General features: G+C 40.3%; 11 protein-coding genes. 4 read left to right on the forward strand and 7 right to left on the reverse strand.

Annotated elements, in window-relative coordinates; translation table 11 throughout:
- Positions 1–40 precede the first annotated feature (40 nt).
- From NSP_RS06115 to NSP_RS06140, 6 genes are all read right to left on the reverse strand, one after another.
- Positions 41–1336, reverse strand: a complete 1296-nt coding sequence (locus tag NSP_RS06115; protein WP_410175079.1) for a phthiocerol/phthiodiolone dimycocerosyl transferase family protein — start codon at positions 1334–1336, stop codon at positions 41–43.
- Between the two features lie 179 nt (positions 1337–1515).
- Positions 1516–1803 carry a 2Fe-2S iron-sulfur cluster-binding protein gene (locus NSP_RS06120; protein WP_006195106.1) on the reverse strand — a complete coding sequence of 96 codons (288 nt, stop codon included), beginning with the start codon at positions 1801–1803 and terminating at the stop codon, positions 1516–1518.
- 49 nt (positions 1804–1852) lie between these two features.
- Positions 1853–3151, reverse strand: a complete 1299-nt coding sequence (locus NSP_RS06125; protein ID WP_006195108.1) for a hypothetical protein — start codon at positions 3149–3151, stop codon at positions 1853–1855.
- A 14-nt stretch (positions 3152–3165) separates the two neighbouring features.
- A complete protein-coding gene (locus tag NSP_RS06130; protein WP_006195110.1) occupies positions 3166–4830 on the reverse strand; it encodes a PfaD family polyunsaturated fatty acid/polyketide biosynthesis protein in 1665 nt (554 codons plus the stop codon).
- A gap of 187 nt (positions 4831–5017) precedes the next feature.
- On the reverse strand, positions 5018–8275 hold the full coding sequence (locus NSP_RS06135; RefSeq protein WP_006195112.1) for a PfaB family protein: 3258 nt from the start codon (positions 8273–8275) through the stop codon (positions 5018–5020).
- A 171-nt stretch (positions 8276–8446) separates the two neighbouring features.
- On the reverse strand, positions 8447–15439 hold the full coding sequence (locus tag NSP_RS06140) for a type I polyketide synthase (protein ID WP_006195114.1): 6993 nt from the start codon (positions 15437–15439) through the stop codon (positions 8447–8449).
- A 179-nt stretch (positions 15440–15618) separates the two neighbouring features.
- Here NSP_RS06140 and NSP_RS26710 point away from each other — a divergent pair, with 179 nt between their 5' ends.
- Positions 15619–15795 (forward strand): hypothetical protein, encoded by a 177-nt coding sequence (locus tag NSP_RS26710; protein ID WP_006195115.1) that lies wholly within the window; start codon positions 15619–15621, stop codon positions 15793–15795.
- A 5-nt stretch (positions 15796–15800) separates the two neighbouring features.
- Here the strand turns inward: NSP_RS26710 and NSP_RS06145 are convergent, their stop codons facing one another.
- Positions 15801–16064: a hypothetical protein gene (locus NSP_RS06145; protein ID WP_017803897.1), complete on the reverse strand. Its 264-nt coding sequence runs from the start codon at positions 16062–16064 to the stop codon at positions 15801–15803.
- Positions 16065–16976: 912 nt separating this feature from the next.
- On the opposite strand from NSP_RS06145, the gene NSP_RS26715 reads away from it, so the two are divergent.
- The 3 genes from NSP_RS26715 (at position 16977) to NSP_RS06155 (ending at position 19120) form a co-directional block, all read left to right on the forward strand.
- Positions 16977–17129 (forward strand): hypothetical protein, encoded by a 153-nt coding sequence (locus NSP_RS26715; RefSeq protein WP_017803899.1) that lies wholly within the window; start codon positions 16977–16979, stop codon positions 17127–17129.
- A gap of 185 nt (positions 17130–17314) precedes the next feature.
- A complete protein-coding gene (locus NSP_RS23920; protein ID WP_006195119.1) occupies positions 17315–17638 on the forward strand; it encodes a hypothetical protein in 324 nt (107 codons plus the stop codon).
- A gap of 288 nt (positions 17639–17926) precedes the next feature.
- The gene (locus tag NSP_RS06155; protein ID WP_006195121.1) at positions 17927–19120 is read left to right on the forward strand and encodes an ABC exporter membrane fusion protein; all 1194 of its coding nucleotides are present in this window, start codon (positions 17927–17929) and stop codon (positions 19118–19120) included.
- Positions 19121–19129: the final 9 nt, after the last annotated feature.

Raw genomic sequence — 19129 nt, forward strand, 5'->3', positions numbered from 1 at the left:
TTTTTTATCTATAAGCAGTTATAAACGAGCTAAATCCCGATTAAATTTGAGTTGAAGATGGCTGAACCTTGAAGTTGCAGATATGAGAAATATAGGAAATTAATTGATTGACAATACCCTCCATCGTATTGCGACTGATTGAAGGCTCGGAAAACACAAAATTCAACAGCATTTTCCCTTGAAAAGTTGAAACATGGGTAATAAACATACCTGCATATAAAGCATGAGAACCCAAAAAACTGATTTCTTCTAGTTCAAATTCACCATAAACTTTGGGGATATTAACTCTCCCCGCATTAGATACAGATACCGTCGCTGCTACTTGCTTAGGGTAGGTTAAAGAAAAATCTATCAAATGCTTGGCAACTAAAATCATCTTAAAGATATCACCGCGCTTTGTACTAGCTTCAAACTTTTGTTTCACCTCCCGCGCTAATTCCCAGAAGGATGTATTGCTTTTTATGGTATAAAATCCCATAATAGATGAAGCTAATACAGCCATATGATCATCACTAATTTCGGGCTGTATATGTCTCCGCAAATCAAGATAAGTTAGGCAGTTTAATTTGATGGCTTTTCTCTTGTTTTTAGTGATATTCCTGGCAATTATCAACATTATTGCCGCAGAGAAAGCACTGTTTACAGTTGTATTTTCTTGCCGACAAGTATTAACTAACTGTTGGGTTAACTCTGGGTCAAGTTGCCTGTGAATAATATTACAACGACGTTGGGCAATGGGGACATACTTTTCAAAACCTAATGTTTGTGGTCGATGCCAAATTTTTTGTAACCCCATCTGCAACAAAAACAGTGTGCTGCTTATTTGTCCTCTAAACTTCTTTGTCCATCTAGGTAATAGTTCTTCTACAGGTGGTAGTGGGAGTAAAGTAGTAACTGGGTTAATTAGGTTTCCAGAAAAAATTTGCTGACAATAAGTCAAGATTTCTGAATGCAGCCGAATAGATGATAAACCATCCCCAACGGCATGATGTCCTGTTGTAATGAGGTAATTTTCATGGCTGTGACTCTGGATATGAACAAGTACGGCTCGCATCAGACATTTGCTACTATCAATTGCCTGGTTCATCTCTGCTTCAACAACTTGTTGCCACTGTTCATGAGCAAATTTCTCCACAACACGCACAGGAATCTTTGTTGTTCCTTCAGTTTGAAAGCAGAGTCTGTTTGTAGAAGAAATAATCCGAGAATTAAGTCGAGGGTGGCGACGCTGTATTATATCTAAAGCCTGTCTGAGAATTTCAGCACTGAGAGGCCCTTTGATGCGACTAATAGTGACTATGTTCCAGGTTTTAGCACGGCTATTTAAGTTTTCCATAGCCTGCTCAAGGCATCCCAGATTTCTGGCATTTTCGACTGATTCTTGAACACTCTGTTGAGTGAGACTTGGTAAAATATTCGATGTTTTCATAGTTTTATGCGTTCCCAATTGGTAATACTTTTAAAAAAGTACAAGGTCAGGGAGATGAGAATAAAGTGTTAGCTTTCGCTACTGCTTTATTCAGCTACTCGAATACGAATATCACCCTGCACTACGCATTGACAAGCTAGACGAAGATTGGGATTGTCTGGAACCAAAATATCAAGTAAAATTCGTTCTTCGTCTTTAATGGGAGAAAGATTATCCATCCCGCTCATAACTTCTATCAGGCAGGTTCCACAGGCAACACTGCGGCAACCAAATAAGATTGAAGCCGGATGCTCATCACAAATCTTCGTTAAGGGTTGGCTTGCTTCGACTTGAACTGTTTTTTGGTCATCTTCAAAATGAATAGATGCTATCATTTCTCAACTCCTCGGAATCATTAAATTGGGTTAACAGATGCAACAACTTTTAAGCAACTTCAATAAGTCTTTGAATTTCTTTAGCTTCTAAAGCATCCTGGTAACGGTCATAGCGATTACCTAGAAGCTCTTGATTTAATTCAAGTTCCAGTGCTTGAACCAGACGGGCTATCTGCTGCGCTCTGTAACGCCAACTCTTTTGTTCTAAAGAACCAATGATCTTTCGCCAACTCAAGCTCATATCTCTCCAAGAATGAATGAGTTTATTTATATCTACCTGCTTATGAATGAATTCAGGATGATGTAAAGACATACGGAGTGAATTAAGCCCCAATCTAGTGTCAGTTAATATGACTCCTTGCTTATTGAGGTCTAACTTCTCCAGGTAAGTTGTAAAAGAAGCATTAATGTAGTCTTCGACAATTTTTTGCATCGCATACCGAATGAAATTTTGAGCCTCTGGAGGAGCTTTTTGATATAGTTCAAACCCTAAATCAAAAGATGTTGTGTAATGGCGGGCTTCATCTGTTATGTGAGCATGATTTAATTCAAAAGCTAATGGATCATATGCAAAATTTTCTGGGTCGTCGAATAAATAGCTTTCGGCTTGTTTTAACTCGACATTAGCCATATATCGGTACAGTAACCATAAACTACCTAATCCATTGTCTTGAACTATTTCATCGGGTAGCATCCTCACAGCGTCCCCAACGATAAACCGTAAAGTTCGATATAGCCAATTCTTATTTTGTAACTCCATCTGCTCTACTAGCTTATTCAGAAAACTTTTACCTTTCATTAGATAAGATAAAGTTTCGCTCAGGTCTACATCAAAACTAAAACTAGTATCTAAGTTTTCCCAATCAGATTGAGGTATAGGGCGGAAACTACCATAAAAAAAGCCCGGCTCATCAAACGAGTCTTGAATTCCGATTTCTCGACAAACCATACTATGTATAGTTCGGAAAGACCAAATATGATCCAATTCTTCATTTGTTTCCTGATGAAGAATCATATATTCGTCTGAGTATGGGGCAAAAAGTTTTTCGGACACACTCATATTAGATGGAATAGCTTGAGATTCGCTATTGGCAACATACTTATAGAAGTTGGCAAGGAATGCTGCGGATAAAATTGACTTTTGACTGGTATTTAGAGAACGTAAATACTCACAAAATGGCATAGGTAAAGGAATCATTCCTGGATTACAGTAAAGTTTTCCTTCTTTAATTCCCTGCTTATTCAGCGCTATAGCGACAGGTTTTAACTCTAAGGATTGAGTATGTGCCTGCTCAAAAAGCCTATTTTGAATTCTGGTAATTCGGTCATTAATTTTGACAATATTCATGTAATTTTACTCCTTTAGTTAAAATGAACTGGGTGATATGTACTGTAGTAAGTTGGCATTTCTAATCCCTGAATTTTTAAAACTTGCATCCGGTATAAAAATACCACGCCAGTCATAATTTGGTTAGCAACATCAAGGACTCGGCGATTATTTAAATCTGCCAAGTAAGAACCTTTTATCCAGTTATTGAAGCTTCCCATAGCAGGGCCACACCAGATTTGATAATCAATTTCCCGACCTTTTTCACCAGAGTTAGACCAACGAGAAGATAATCCCAGATACCAGCGAAAAATCAGAGCCATTTTCAGCTTGGGGTTGTTGGCTGCTTTGTGCAATTTATCAGGATTACGCTGAGATAAGTAATTAACTGTTTCCTGCCAAATCACATCTAGATTAGTTTTAAAAACTTGTTTTTCTAGTTTTTCTCTTTCGGCAAAAGGTATATCTTCAATTGAATCATAATTTTTGTATAAGTCAAACAATTTTTGCGCTCGTAGAGGAAAGAGAGTTCCTCTTTTGAGAACTTGCAGTTTTACTCCCATTTCAAACATATCTGCGGCTGGAGCCATCATCACGTCAGCCATCTCTGCCTGAGCTAGTAATTGTTTGGTATATTGAGAAGTTCCAGCTTCAATACAGGATTGGTTAATGGAACCAGTAACAACATAAGCAGCGCCCATCATAAAGGCAGCTAAGGCTGATTGTGGAGTGGCAATTCCTCCGGCTACTCCAATTCTGACTGGTCTTTCATAACCATATTGGCCTTGAATTTGATCTCTTAATTCCAGAATGGATGGTAATAGACAAACCAAAGGACGATTATCTGTGTGACCACCAGAATCTGCTTCTACGGTAATATCATCAGCCATGGGAATTTTTGCAGCTAGAGTTGCCTGTAATTCACTGATGAGACCTTGCTGTACTAAGTTTTTGAGAATTTTGAAAGGAGCAGGTTGTAAAAATTTTGTGGCAACCTCTCGGCGAGAAATTTTGGCAATGACTTTATTTTTGATTTCGATTTGATTGGCGGCATTCAAACCTAGTCCCGCAACCCGGTAGTAGACAATGTTCTCGGTCAAATCTAAGAAGGCAGATGCTTCTATTGTTCTGACTTGATATTTCAGATATAAATCAATGACACCGCGTTCAACAACAGGGTCACTAGGACTGTGGAGTAAGTTAAAAGCGTAAGGGCCTTGGGGTAGGGCTTGCTGAATACGGTTGATGGCTGCTTCAACACGGTCAAGAGATAAACCTCCAGCACCAAATGAACTTAAAATTTTCTCTTTGCCAAGAGCAATTACTAATTCTTCTGAGGCAATACCATGAGCCATTGCACCAGCAGTATAGGCATATTTTACATTGTGGAAATCTAGAAAATTTGGATCGCCTAACTGTTGAATCTGCATAGCTGGAACAGACATTAACAGTTCTGCTTGCCCTATTTTCCCATTATGGGAATGAAGCGATTCTCCTTCGTTACTGACACCAATTTTATCTTCAACTCTAATAATATAACAAGGTTTATCTAAGTTAAGTAGTTTAGCTTTTATGCCATTTCCATCAAAAGATATGGTATTTAAAGAACCTTGCCAATATTGATTGTTGCTGACAAAGAGATTGGAAAGTTTTAACAGTGAATTGCCGCGCTTATGGTCGCGAATATTATTATTAATCATCGATTTTTTGTTTTTGAATTTTTAGTTTTTCGGTGTTTAGTCCCAGGGGATTTATAGTTATCAAGTAAAAGGTTGCCTAGTTTTTGAACCCGTTCGCCGTTAGACATTTCCACAGGCTAGCGACGTAAATATCCGAGGAGGGTTGCCAAATTGATTCGTTCTAATTTGATGGAATGCTTTGCTAAATTCAATGGCTTGATTCGTCAAATAAGTTTTGGGACAACTCTAGTTGTTGCTGTATTATGGCGCTGATTTGATGTAGTGATTCTTGTCGGAATTCTAGTAATATAGAGTGGGTTTCGGTCATCCGGGAAGCGTTCTGGAACAGCTTTTGATAGTGAGAACTACGTAAATTAGGTAGCTGGTTTTTGCTAACAAAGCTATCAGTTATGTAATCATTAGGTAATAAGCTTTGGCAATTTTCTTCTTCTGTGATGAAAACAGGTTCATCTGATGATTCGTCTTCAAGTAAAATACTGCGATCGCCTGCGGGTGTGCGTGGAGGTAAATCTTGCAGCAAGACCGTAGAAGCTTTATTACTAAAATCCTCAGCGATTAAGTTAATCATAATACCTTTTGGCTCAGTTACCATTAAATTTTTATTCTCAGAATATGTGGGTTGTGCAAATTCACTAAATTGCAATAGTTCATACTGCCGAACAGAAGAATTAACTGATGAGGTGGAAAATTCTGCTTTGAATTTTTCCCGGTTATTCTCCCTCAGAAATATGTCATCAGTTTGATGACTATCGAAGGTGATACTTTCCATTGCTAATTGATTTTGATTAAAGCTTGTCGGTAAGAGAGAATACAGTGGCGACAAATCCATCTCAACTCGATGACTCAACAGCTTTGCTAATACTCTGATAATAGAAATATGATCATCTATCCCTCTTCTATTCAGAGAAACTGTGAAGTGTTCTTTGTCGTGGAGTGTTTTACTAATCCATCGTGAACAGTTACCACCAACTCCTACTTCAATAAAGATTTTAGCACCATCATCGTAGACACGGTTAACTAGCCGAGGAAAATCAAGCTCTTGACATAGAGTTTGGGCAATATTGTTACCAATAGAATTACTATCAAGAGGAATGGGTTTGTATTCTGCGGCGGAATAAAAAACAGTGTTTTTGACGTTTTCAACAGGCAAAGTGTTGATTTTGGCGATTTCCTCATACTCAGAGCGCATTGGCTCACAATGAATTACGTGCTTGAGAGGAGTAGGAAAAGCAACACATTTAAGGTCTTCAATAACTCTCTGACAGGCTTGTAGTTCCCCAGAAATGATAACTTCTTCTGGTGTATTTATCAGAGATAAATACACGCGCTTTTCTGATTTTATGGCTTCTCTAACCCGATAAACTGGGCATAAAATAACATAGTTATGCCAAATATCTTCGTCTGGAATATTATCCTTTTGAGGCAATTTCCAATACTCACGCACGGCATCTTTGGGGCCAGCCAGCCTGGTTTTAAACAAAGATGATGAAGTCAATTTTTGACTACCTTGGTTAAAGTTAGTCCAGACACCCTGAGCAAACATCATGCTAATTTCGCCCAGACTATATCCAAATGCACTTTGGGGCTTAATTTGAAAATAATCTTGGAGAATTGCAGTCATGAATCCGGTAAAGCATACTTCAAATTCCAGTAATGTTACGGGATCATCCATCCATTTTTGTTCAATGGTTTCCAATTGCCTTTTGGAGATTTTCTTCAAGCTTCTGGGATAAAACAATTTCTCTACACTAGCAGCCCGCTTGTAAATTCCTCTATTTACCAAGTCATCATAAATTTGGGGAAATAAGCGGAAGAGATACCGGGCGATACCAACATAAGCATTGAAAGAACCAGAGTAAACAAAAGCGATATCATTGTCTTTGCCTAGTGGTTTGGCTGTGAAATAGCTGCCTACAGGAGTTTGCCAGTCTTTACCTGTTTCAAAGGCAATATTAACTCCTTGGAAAGAGCGCTGAATTTCCCGCATCAATTCATCTTGATTGCGTCCGAGAATAGATAGTGTGTAAGTTGGTTTTTGATGCTTTTGAAAAGCTCTAAAAGTTTCGCCAGCAGCTGCTTTAAGAGAGGAGCAATCAGTGATAGTTTGTTGTAGAGTATGGATCTGCTCTAATAAACTGGCTTGATCATCAGCTGCGATCGCAAACAAATAATCAGGAATTTGCTCTAAATAGCTGTTACTATGCGTTTGCTGACCGACTGCCTCTGATAAAATTAAATGTGCATAACTCCCATCTCCCTCCATACCGTTAACAGCAGCTATTCTTGTATCGGAAAACCAGGGTTTGGATTCCGCCGCCACATAAAAGGGGCTACCTTGCCAAATCTCTGGCATTTTGGGACTAGACCACTGGGGAACTACGGGAATATAGCGGCGATATAAACAAAGTGCTGTTTTAAGTATACTAACCAGCCCCGATACCGCATAGGTATGACCAATATTAGCTTTAGCACTACCCAGCGCACAACTAAGATTTGCGTCAGAAGTCCGATAAGCTTGCAGCAAACCCCGAATTTCTGACTCATCTTGTGATGGAATACCACTACCAATAACTTCTAAATAGCCAATGTCTGTGGGTTTAATATCTGCTAACTGAAAAGCCTGTTGACAAGCTTGGGTGATGGTTTCTGCATCTATGACAGTAGGAATTGAGTTAATTTGAGATTTGGCATTTTCTAGAAGACTGAGCGCGTCAATTACTGCATATATGCGGCTATGATCTTGTTTTGCGGTTTCGTGGAGCTTTAAGACAATGGCGGCTGCACCTTCACCTACTATCCAGCCATTAACATTTTCGTCGTAGCTGAGAGTATTTACGCCTGTATTAATTGCGGTTGTTTGATGGCGGAGTAAAACACTCGCACTATCTCCCGATTTCTCCACCGCACCGACTAAAACAGCATCTACTTCTTTTTTAGTGAGTAGTTTTTGTGCCATTTTTAAGGCTTTAAAAACAGAGCTTTGTTCAGCAGTTAATATTAATGCTGCTCCAGTAAAATTCCAGTTTTGAGAAACATCATTAGCCAGGGTATTCTCGATTTCTGGATGTTCAAGCTCTGTAGCCCTAACGATTACTACTGCAACTTTTGACCCTGGATAAATACCCGCATCTTTTAAAGCATTATCAGCTACCTGAAGCATTAAAAGTTTTTGAGGATTAAATTTATCCCCTGATTCTGCGGGAATTTGCCAATCTTGAATGTATGCTCCTAATGGTGCTTTTCCATTGTCAAAACCATATTTTCTCAGTTGTTCTTCTGGCTTTTCTATTCGTTGCCATCGTTGGTCAGGCAGGGGAATAAAATGTTGCCTTCCTTCATAAATGCTCTGTTCAAAAGTATCTAATCCTTGGCAGCCACCACCTAAATAGCAGTCCATCCCGACAATTGCTATTTTAGGTATTTGATTTTCTGTTAATTCTTCCATTACCCTATCCCTAAAATTCTAGTGTAAAACGGCATTTATAAATGTGTTTTAATCTGATTATTTGATGAATCAATGCGCCGAATTTATTCCTTTTGTTGTTATTTCGGCGCATTGTCGGCTGTGTGTTGAGTCCGAAGTTTTCTGAGAGAATTAGGCTTAAATATTTCCTAATTATTGGGGTAAAACAATGCCTCTAGCGTCCATCATTCGGGTATATATTTTCCCTTGGGCATCGTGTGTTATGACATTAGTAACTATTGCTGAGTTGGTCTTTGATTGAACTTCGCAAGAAATGTACAATTTTTCACCAAATGGGAGTTCTGCGAACTGCTCAAAGTTATGTATTTCTGAAGGTAAACAACCTACTTGGTGATAATATTGAGACCAAATCCACAGGGCATGAATCTGAACATCAACAATATAAGGGTTGAATGTTTGGACTAGAAACTGTCCTTGTTTTGTTTCTTCTACTTTCGGCACTAGGCAATCTATTGTTATTGTCTCAGGGCTAATATTTAAAACACTTTCTACGCCCTGGAAAGCCGAACCATGAAATAAACTTGATGCTCCGTTTTGATAGAATGATGTGCTGATATCGGGGTTGGTTCGCTCCTGGTTAAATAACTCATAAGTGGGAGCTACTGGAATTTGCCGCCGTAATTTGATATTGGCACTGAAATTATAACGGATTTTACCGGAATGATTACTCCATACTTTAGCCTGAAATGCGATTTCATTGTCATCAGATTTAGAAGTTTCTACTAAATCTAAAGTGTATTCATTTGCTTGTTGACCATCAAAGATAATTCCCTTCAAAACTTTGAAGTTTTGGCAACTAAAGAATTTATATCCGGGATAGAGTTGTTCACAGGTATTAGCAATCCAGGAAAAGGCGCAAGTGGCGGGAAGAACTGGTTTGCCGGCAATTACGTGGTCATGTAAAAATGGGTTTGCTGCTAATGTTAATTGCCTCTGGATACGAAAGCTTTTTAACTCTGGGTTTAATGCGCCTGGGGTGTAGACAAGGGGACTACCAATTACGACTTGTGTAGTTGGGTGATTTTTTTGTTCCAGTTCGGAAACTAATATCTGCGCCCCAGTTTTCAGGGGAATTACTTCGATATTTCGTTCAGCAAAGGCTTTTTTTAGTTCTGGAGATACCATCCCACTATCCCAAGGACCCCAATTAATTGCGACCACGTGACAATTAGGATGATTGCGTTTGAACAGATGGGCTGATTTGTTGAGAATTTCATTAGCGATCGCATAATCAGATTGTCCCACATTGCCATAAAAGCCCACCACCGAGGAAAACAAAACTAAATATTGCAGTTGGCTAGCTGGTATACACCGCAGCAGGTTTTCTAAACCTTTAACTTTAGCAGAGTATACTGTTTCAAAATCTTGGAGTGTTTTCTTCTCAATTCGCTTATCAGCGAGATTACCGGCTGCATGAATAATACCTGTGACTGCACCCAAACGCTCAACTGCATTAGCAACTTCCAGAGAAAGGGCGATCGCATCAGTAACATCCACACTCAAATATTCTGCTTGTCCACCCGCCTTTTCAATGGCTTCTAAGGTAGCGGCTATTTCCCTTCTGGATGCAATAGTTTTAAATTTCTTCTGCACCATTGCAGGTGTAGGTTTATCCCCTTTAGCGACGAAATCCTCCATAATCCGCTTTTTCAATTCCGCTTCGCCAACGTAGCCTTCCGCCCATACAGGTTCCGGTTCAGCAGCAGAACGACCCAAGAGAATAAATTTGCATTGATAACGCTGTGCTAGTTCAATCACACATTTAGCCGTTATCCCCTTTGCACCACCACTGACAAGAAATACTTGGGATTGGGGATTGGGGATTGGGGAATCAAAAATATCATTTGATTCTGGTTCGCAGATTAACGTTGTGCGTCCTTGTGAACTATATCCCACTTCCACAACCAATCGATTATAGTCGTGAAGTTCAGCGAGGATATGCTCTACCGCAGTTTGAGCATCTAAATCAGGACTGATATCTAAGGCTCGGCAAAATACAGGTTCCCATTCCTGGTTGACAGTTTTGGTCAATCCGAACAATCCACTACTAATCGCGCCAAAGTTAGTTTTTTGTCCTAGTCCGAATTCGCCATCCAGACGAGCCACAGTGAAGAAACAACTGCGTCCTGACTCGGCTGCTTGATTCAACGATTCTTTGAGGTATTTAGCGGTGAGAAAGACGTGACGCAGGAGAGATTTTTCTGTTTCTAGATAGCAGACATGGTTACTGGTATTTTGCAGACTTGAAGGATTGAGATGAATAAATGCGGCGATTTTACCATATTCAGAGGCGATCGCATTTAACTGTTGTTGCAAATGCTCCTCGCTCAAATCTGTCAGCACCACCCGATTAATACTGTCAGGTAAAGGCGATTGTTTACCAATCAGGCTTTCGGGAAAACTTAAAACAACGGTTTTCCAGCCACGCTGGCTTAAAGCCTCAGCTAATTTCGTAGTAGTGACAGAACCATCATCGGTGAGCAAAGCAATATGCTGTGCAGGTAAGGTGAAATCTAAAACATCAGGTTCTGGAAGAAATTTGAGTTTGGCGGGACTGCGGCGAATTAGCGAGTGGCTCTGAGAAGAGGAACTATTCCCTACTCTTTCCCCCCTGCTCCCTGCTCCCTGCTCCCCTGCTTCTTCCCCCTGCTCCCCTGCTTTTTTTACCGTCTGTTCTATGTAATCAACTATTTCTTGGAGGGTACGCAGTGGAGCCACTTCTTCAGGATTTGGCTGGGGTAAATCGGGGTATAGCTCTAATAATGCTCCCAGAATTTCGACACGTTTGATGGAATCAATCCCCAAATCTGCTTCAATGTCCATCGACATCTCTAACATTTCGCTGGGATAGCCTGTTTTATCACTCACGATGGTGAGCAGTATTTCGCTGAGATTGTCTGGAATTGCAGAGGGTAAAACAGTTGGGGAGGCTGAAGGAGATATTGCTGTCTCTTCTTCTGGATGTTCTGCTTCTAATACCTCCTTGATGGTTGCAGGCGCTCCTGAGTTTTCTGGTGCTAAAGTTTTGATATACTCAGCTATCTCAGCGAGGGTGCGTAGCTGTGCTAGTTCCTCTGGATTTGGCTGGGGTAAATCGGGGTATATTTCTAATAATGCTCCTAAAATCTCGACACGTTTGATAGAATCAATCCCCAAATCTGCTTCAATGTCCATCGACATCTCTAACATTTCGCTGGGGTAGCCTGTCTTATCACTGACGATGGTGAGCAGGGTTTGGCTGAGGGTAGCTGCATCAATTTCTACTGGCTCTACTGGTGGTGCAGCTACTATGGTTGGAGTTGCAGTTTGATTCTCCTGGGGCGCAGTGATATCTAAAATTGGTATTGGTTGATGATGTGCGCCGTTACCATTACCGTTACCATTTGTTGAAACTGGCTCAGATTCAGTAGCAACTGCATCGGCTGTGGCTACTGCAACAGGCTGATATTCTGGGTATACAGGAATAGTAGAACTATCTTCATATTTGAATGACGGAATCAAACTGTTTTGAGTGGTATCATCAGAGGTCGGCAGTTGATTTTGCTGAACTAATTGGAAAAAGTTATTAGTATATTCTTGCTGATAGTTCAGATACTGCTCATGAATGCGGAGGCTGTCAGCTTGATGCTCATGAAACCGCATGATGCTGCGCTCTGAACTGGAGATAGCAAGTTGCTGGCTTTGCGGTTGTTGCTTAATGAATTTACCATTTCCCCACAAGATATGCTGTTGTTGCATCAGCCCGAAGAAGGTTTTGGTATATTCTGTTTGATGCTTCAAAGACTGTTCATGAACCTGCAAAATCTGGCGTTGATGGCGATTGAATTCGATTAGGGTGTACTCTAAGTTATCTATCGCTGTTTGGTAATTAACAGATGCTTCGGGATTGCTTGGTGTAGACTTGGTATACCGTTCGTCTAATTGCCTGTTTTTCATAGATTTAGCCCCACCATTGACTGCTACCTTTTCTGTAGGTAATTTAGTCCCACCATTGACTGCTACCTTTTCTGTAGGTATGGCTTCGCCACCCAAAGTCTCAGAAGTGAAAACGTCTGGTGTTGCTGATTTCTTAGGGTTGCTAACGGGCAATTTTGCTTGATGTCCATTTTGTAGAGCGTTTTCAAACAATTGCTTCGTCTTGTCCGAAACATAATTGGTGCTATTTAAGCGAACATTCAAGACTTTAGTTTGAGGATCTGCTGGAATTGGACGGGACTGTTGGTAGGGGTCTAGGTTGAAAAGAGGTAAACCAGCGACACGCAATTGTACAACAGCTTCTCGTAGAGTGCGATCGCTATCTTTTTGAGGATTAGTATTTAATGCTACAGCTATATGAGAGCGATGGCTACGCCCGCCGGAGGCATCGCCAAGAATCTCCTTAACTAAATTAGTCAGAGTATTTCGCGGCCCAAATTCCACAAAGCAATAACCGCCTTCAGCATAAATGTTTTCAATTTCCTCTTGAAACAACACCTGACTTCCCAGATGTTCTTTAAGAATATTCTGAATAACTCTTGCCTGATTGGGGTAGGGAGTCCCTGTAAAATTGGTGTAAACCGGGATTTGTGGCTGTTCCAGACTCACCCTTTCAATAGCGTTAGCAAAAGGTTTCAGAGCATAAGCCACTAGGGATGTATGAAAAGCTGCGGAAACTTTCAGCAATACCGTATGGAACCCTTTCGCCGTCAGCAGTTTTTCAACTTTGGCAATTTCCGCCTTTGTCCCCGCCAGCACCATTTGTTGAGGGGAATTCAAATTAGCAATATTCACCAGAGGGAAATCTTCAATCAGTTTTTTAACCAGACTCACATCCCCTTTCACCGCCAACATGGTTCCATTATCCACCTGAGAATCTTGAGGTGTAGCCATAGCTTGACCCCTAGCTTTCACCAAGAAGCAATAATCCTCCTCACTCAAAACCCCCGCAGCCCATAAAGCGGTAAGCTCTCCGAAACTATGTCCGGCGACCATATCTGCTTTAAAGCCCGCTTGTTGTAGAATCTTGTACAAACCCACGCTAAAAGCCCCAATGGCTGGCTGTGCGTATTCTGTCAGTTGCAAAGCTGACATCTGGGCTGCTTTTTGCTCCTCATTAAATACAGGCTTCGGAAATACAACCTCGGAAACAGGCTGTAAACCGTCTTGGCATAAAAGCCTGTCCATCTCAGCATAAGTCTGTCTGAGGCAAGGAAAGTTAATTACCAGTTCCCGACCCATTTCTAAGTATTGTGAGCCTTGACCGGAAAACAGAGCCACAACCTTCTGTTCTGTGCTGATGCCAGTTTTACGGTAGTAAATTCCTTGGGGATGCTCCCAAGATTCTGCTTCTAGCTTGTTTTTCAGCAAATCAATGGTTTTTTGCCACAATTCCCCAGCTTGAGTCAGAGAATTAGCCACAAACCCCACTCTGGCATCTGTAATTGGTATTTCTAAAGCGTTACTAGCCGCAATTAATTCTGCATAATGCCTTTCTCTGGCATCAGATTGTAGTTGCTGTTGGATTTCTTCACAACGTGATAACAACTCTGCGGGTGTTTTAGCTGATATCAATATCGACTGAAAACTATTATGTATGCGATAAGGCTGGTTGTGTTCGTGTTTGTATTCTTCCAAAACCACATGATAGTTAGTCCCCCCAAAGCCAAAAGCACTGACCCCAGCCCGTCTGGGTTCGTCATCGGTAGCAATCCAAGGTCTGGTTTGGGTATTTAAATAAAACGGAGAACTTTCAATATTCAGTTTAGGGTGGGGTTGAGTAATGTTAATGGTGGGTGGTAATACTTTATGATGCAGAGCCAAGGCAGTTTTAATTAAACTCGCCGCACCCGCAGCCGCTTTTGTATGTCCAATCTGTGATTTTACACTTCCTAGAGCAATATGTTGTTGCTTGGGATTGTTTTCGCCAAAAACTGCTTTGATGGAAGAAAATTCAGTGGGATCTCCTGCTAGAGTGCCAGTACCGTGTGCTTCAATTAAACCCACACTTGCAGGCGAACATTCTGCATCTTCATAAGCACGATTTAAAGCTTTGATTTGACCTTCTGAACGAGGTGCATAGATGCTTTTATAGCGACCATCGCTGGAACTGCCAATACCTTTGATAACTGCATAGATGCGGTCATTGTCTCGGTCGGCATCTTCCAGGCGCTTCAGTACCAATATCCCCACACCTTCACCCAACATCATCCCATCAGAATCGGCATCAAATGGTTTGACATTCTCGCTGGGAGAAACAGCCGGGGTTTTGCTGAAACACATATAAGCCATAATGGTGTTATCTGTGTCAACTCCGCCAGTCAGCATCATATCAGACCGATGCTCAACAAGCTCACTAATGGCGATTTTCAGCGCACCCAAGGAACTAGCACAGGCCGCATCGACTACACAGTTCATTCCCCCCAAATCTAGGCGGTTGGCAATTCGTCCGGTAATGACATTAGCTAACATCCCTGGGAAGGCGTTCTCATTCCACTGCACATATGCGCTTTTGATTTTCTCAATTATGATTTGCGTATCTTCATCAGATAAGCCACTGCTTTTGAGAACTTTTTCCCAAACGGGATACTGCATTCTGGAACTGAGTGGTAAGGCCAATTGCCTACCCACAGCCACACCCAATACTACACCAGTGCGTTCGCGGTTAAACTGCCGAGATTCACCATAGCCAGCATCTTCAATGGCGGATTTGGCAACCAGCAAACCCAACAACTGAGAAATATCTGTAACTTCTAAGGTATTAGGTGGTAAACCAAATTCCATCGGATTGAAATCGACATCTGGGATAAATCCGCCCCGTTTACAGTAGGTTTTGTCAGGTGTTCTGGGGTTAGCGTCGTAATAATCATCTATGCTCCAACGCGAAGGCGGAACATCAGTAATGCAATCAACTTTGTGAATTATGTTTTCCCAATATTCCTGTAAGTTTTTGGCTTGCGGAAATATAGAAGCCATGCCGACTATGGCAATATTGGTCTTTTGCAGTTGTGTATTTATTTCGCTAGTCTTTAGCGGTACATTTCTCACCATAATTTTTTTCCCCTGTATTAGCTTCAGCAGAGAATTTTCACAATTGCTGATCTCATCTTGCAATTGTTCTAATTCAGCTTCAATTTTAGAAGCAGCCATGACTTCAATTTCATTATTTTGCTTGTGAAATGTAGATACATTGAAAATTTCTCTCTATAAATCAGAGAATTGAAAATAATCTATGAGGTACAAAATAGCTCTTGGCAAATCAATTGTGATTTTATATGGAAAGTTGCATGGACTATAAGTTATTTCACAACTGGCTGAGGAATAGTTTGATGTCGGAAACTGTTCCTAATGCATATCATCCTATTAATTTGCCAATTGCAAATATATTAGACTGGTTGATTCTCGATTGCAACTTATATGCAACTCGATATGCATTACCTAGAGGAAATGCTGATCAACGGGGATTGCTGGGGTATATTAATACGGTTATGCATCGGCATCGCTAACTGGATCAAGAATTAGTTTCTGAATCAGCATGGTCATGTTTTTTTCGATTCGTTGCCTGTCTTTGAGTAGCAACTAATAATTTTTGCTCTAGCTCACTAATAGTAATACCAAGTTCAGAGGCGGTTTTATTTTTCCATTCTTCTAGCTCAAAATCATGCTGATTGAGCCATTCATGCACCGCCAGGCGTGCCATCTCCGCTTTCCGAAGAGTCTGGCGAGCGGCATGAAAAATTAATCTCTGATTATCAAAACTTGGTAACGAGAGCATGAATCGCTGTAATCTCATTTTATCTATGCTCTTTGAGAGGACGATAACTATTAGTTCAATAGTTATTTCAAGTATGAATTCCTAGTATGTCATACAGTTAAATTATATTTCAATGAATTGCATATAAATTGCACATATTTTCTTTTTCGTATTTTTTGATAAGATTTTTTTTAGTTGATTTACCAAGTTTTATAGTTGCACATCATTACAAATATACGTATCAAAAATATCAACCTTTGATCAATAGATTGATCTAACTATAGTAATCCGCTTTGATTTTTGATAGCTTGCGTGGCGTAGCCATACTTACTTGCGTAGGTGGTCCGTGGGGAGTTACTTCGACTGCGCTCAGTAACCGGGGGAGTGGTCCGTGGGAAACAGCTTTTTGAGTTGTAAGCGCAAAGCGCAGGCTACGCCAACAGAAATCAAATAGGAGTCCTATAGTACACTGCGGCGTAAATATGGATACCCTTTCAAAAGGTTCAAAAGCCCAACGTAAAAGCTTTTTGACTTTTGACTTTTGACGAACGCCTTGCGGTACTAGTTTTTCCATCTGCCTAAAGATTGATTCTATTTTAAAGCCGAATTGCAAAAATAGGGGCTATTGTCAAAAAGATCATAAGGCTTATATAGACATTAAGACTTTGTGAGAAAATGTCTACAAACCTTCTAGCTAAGGAGCATTAGTCTGACAATATAGCAGCCGATACAACAGTTTTCATTTATTTGAACTACATCTGTTATAGGGAATATTGCTGTGCATCTAAAGTTAGAGTTTATTTACATTAAAATTGCTGTAAATGTTGTATATTAAATTAGCTTAAGCTAATTATTAATGTTTTTTTGTGTGGAAATGTAATTTTAGTTACTAATAGCTATATAGCCAGGATTCAAAAATATAACTAATTAATTATGTATCAAATTAATCCCCAAATAAATGAAGAAAAAATGGTTGCCCGTCATAACTTATTTATAGAGTTTGTCTATGCCAGTTTGCCGATTATTTATCATCAAATATGTTGCGTATGGGTTGCAATTGAGTATCAAGAAGTTTATTCTATATGATATAAAAATAAATTAAATCCTGTGAAATTTCTAAGTAGATTAATACAGAGACATAAGCTTACTGAATGCTCTAATTTTCTATGGATATTTACGCAGGATGACAATGCAATTGCATATAATCAAACCGTGCTGTATCAAGCATTCTACATAATTAGACTGACACGAAACTATAAGGGATTGCTGGCATGAGACTATCTGAGTTAGATCCACTCATACCGCTAATTGAGTTAAGAGAAGAACTTCTAAAGTTGCCAAAAGGCTACTCGTTTTATGAACAAGAAATAGTAGATTTCTTATCCCGACGAAGATGGCCTGAGAGTAATCGCCGCATTGATCGGACAACTTTTTGGCGGTGGAGGACTGATAACAAAATTGAGCATCAAAAACTATTCAGCCGATTGGATATTTTGAAACTTTGCCAAATTTGCGACCATTACCGAATAGATGGAACACGTAGTGAATACTTGGCAATTTTGAAAAATCAACAAGAGGCAGTGCTAAACAAGTAAGTAGTTATTAGTCATTAGTCATTAGTCATTCGTTGTTGGGGATGCATACCCTGATAATGATTAAGGATTCTGTTCAAATCATATCCCTCCTGGGGGGAAAAACTCATGACTAATGACTCCGCATAGCGGATTGATAACTACTTTTTTGCTCCTCTGCTATATTTTCACAAATATAAATTCTGTTCCCTGTCCTGACAAATCACTTTTTCAGCAAACCCCAAGAAGTATATATCCAAAATTTCGGGAGTTACTTGTAGCTAGATATCTCTAACTTAGAAAAAAGTAATTATGATACCCAAAGAAAGGCAGTTATTCACCAAACCTGTAAATCAGTTGTCGATAATTTTGGCAATTTCTTTAGCTGTAGCTACTGGGACAATTTCTTTCTACAGCTTTTCACGAAATCGTTCAACTTCGACATTGGAAGTTCCAATTACACCCAGCAGTTCCCCTACTAAAGCTGCTGTTGCTGCTTTAGGGCGTTTAGAGCCTCAAGGCGAAGTCATTCGTTTATCTGCTGCTAATTCCCAAGCTGGGGTTCGGGTGGCAAAACTCTTGGTTAATCAAGGGGATTGGGTGTCTCAAGGGCAAGTGGTGGCAATTCTTGACAGTTATTACACTCGGCTTGCAGCCTTAGAAAAAGCTCAAAAACAGGTTCTAGTTGCTGAAGCTGTTGTGAATCAGGTAAAAGCCGGAGCCAAAGCCGGAGACATCTCTGCACAAGAAGCGACAATTGCTCGTCTAGAAGCTCAGTTGAGGGGAGAAACTTCGGCACAACAAGCCACAATCGCTCGTTTAGAAGCTGAGTTACGGAATGCAGAGAGTGAAAATCAACGATATCAACAGTTATATCAAGAAGGTGCAATTTCAGCTTCAAGTTTTGAGACTAAGCAGTTGCGAGTTGATACTGTCAGACAGCAGCTCAATGAAGCTGAGGCTGCTTTCAAGCGGACTGTAGAAACTCTGCAAAAGCAGTTAAAGGAAGCTGAAGCTAGACTCGAAAGTATTGCGGAAGTCCGTCCTACTGATATCCAAGCAGCACAAACTGATGTTGAGAGTGCGATCGCCTCAGTCAGACAAGCCCAAGCCGATTGGGATTTAACTTCAGTGCGATCGCCTATCGACGGCCAAGTGCTGAAAATTAATACTCGTCCAGGAGAAATTATTAGCAACGCCGGTATAGCAGAATTAGGACGCACACAACAAATGTATGTGGTTGCAGAAGTCTATGAAACTGACATTCAAAAAGTGCGTCTAGGACAGTCAGCCATGATTACTAGCAATGCTTTTACCGGAGAATTACGCGGAAAAGTCACAGATATTGGTTTGCAAGTTAGTAGACAAAATATTTTTGACCTCAATCCACAAGTGAATACAGATAACAAAGTAGTTAATGTGAAAATCCGGCTCGATCAGCTACCTGAAAACCAAGCAGTTACGACTTTAACCGACTTACAAGTGCAAGTCCTAATTGACATATAGCAAAGGAAA

Source organism: Nodularia spumigena CCY9414, assembly GCF_000340565.2.
GTDB lineage: Bacteria > Cyanobacteriota > Cyanobacteriia > Cyanobacteriales > Nostocaceae > Nodularia > Nodularia spumigena.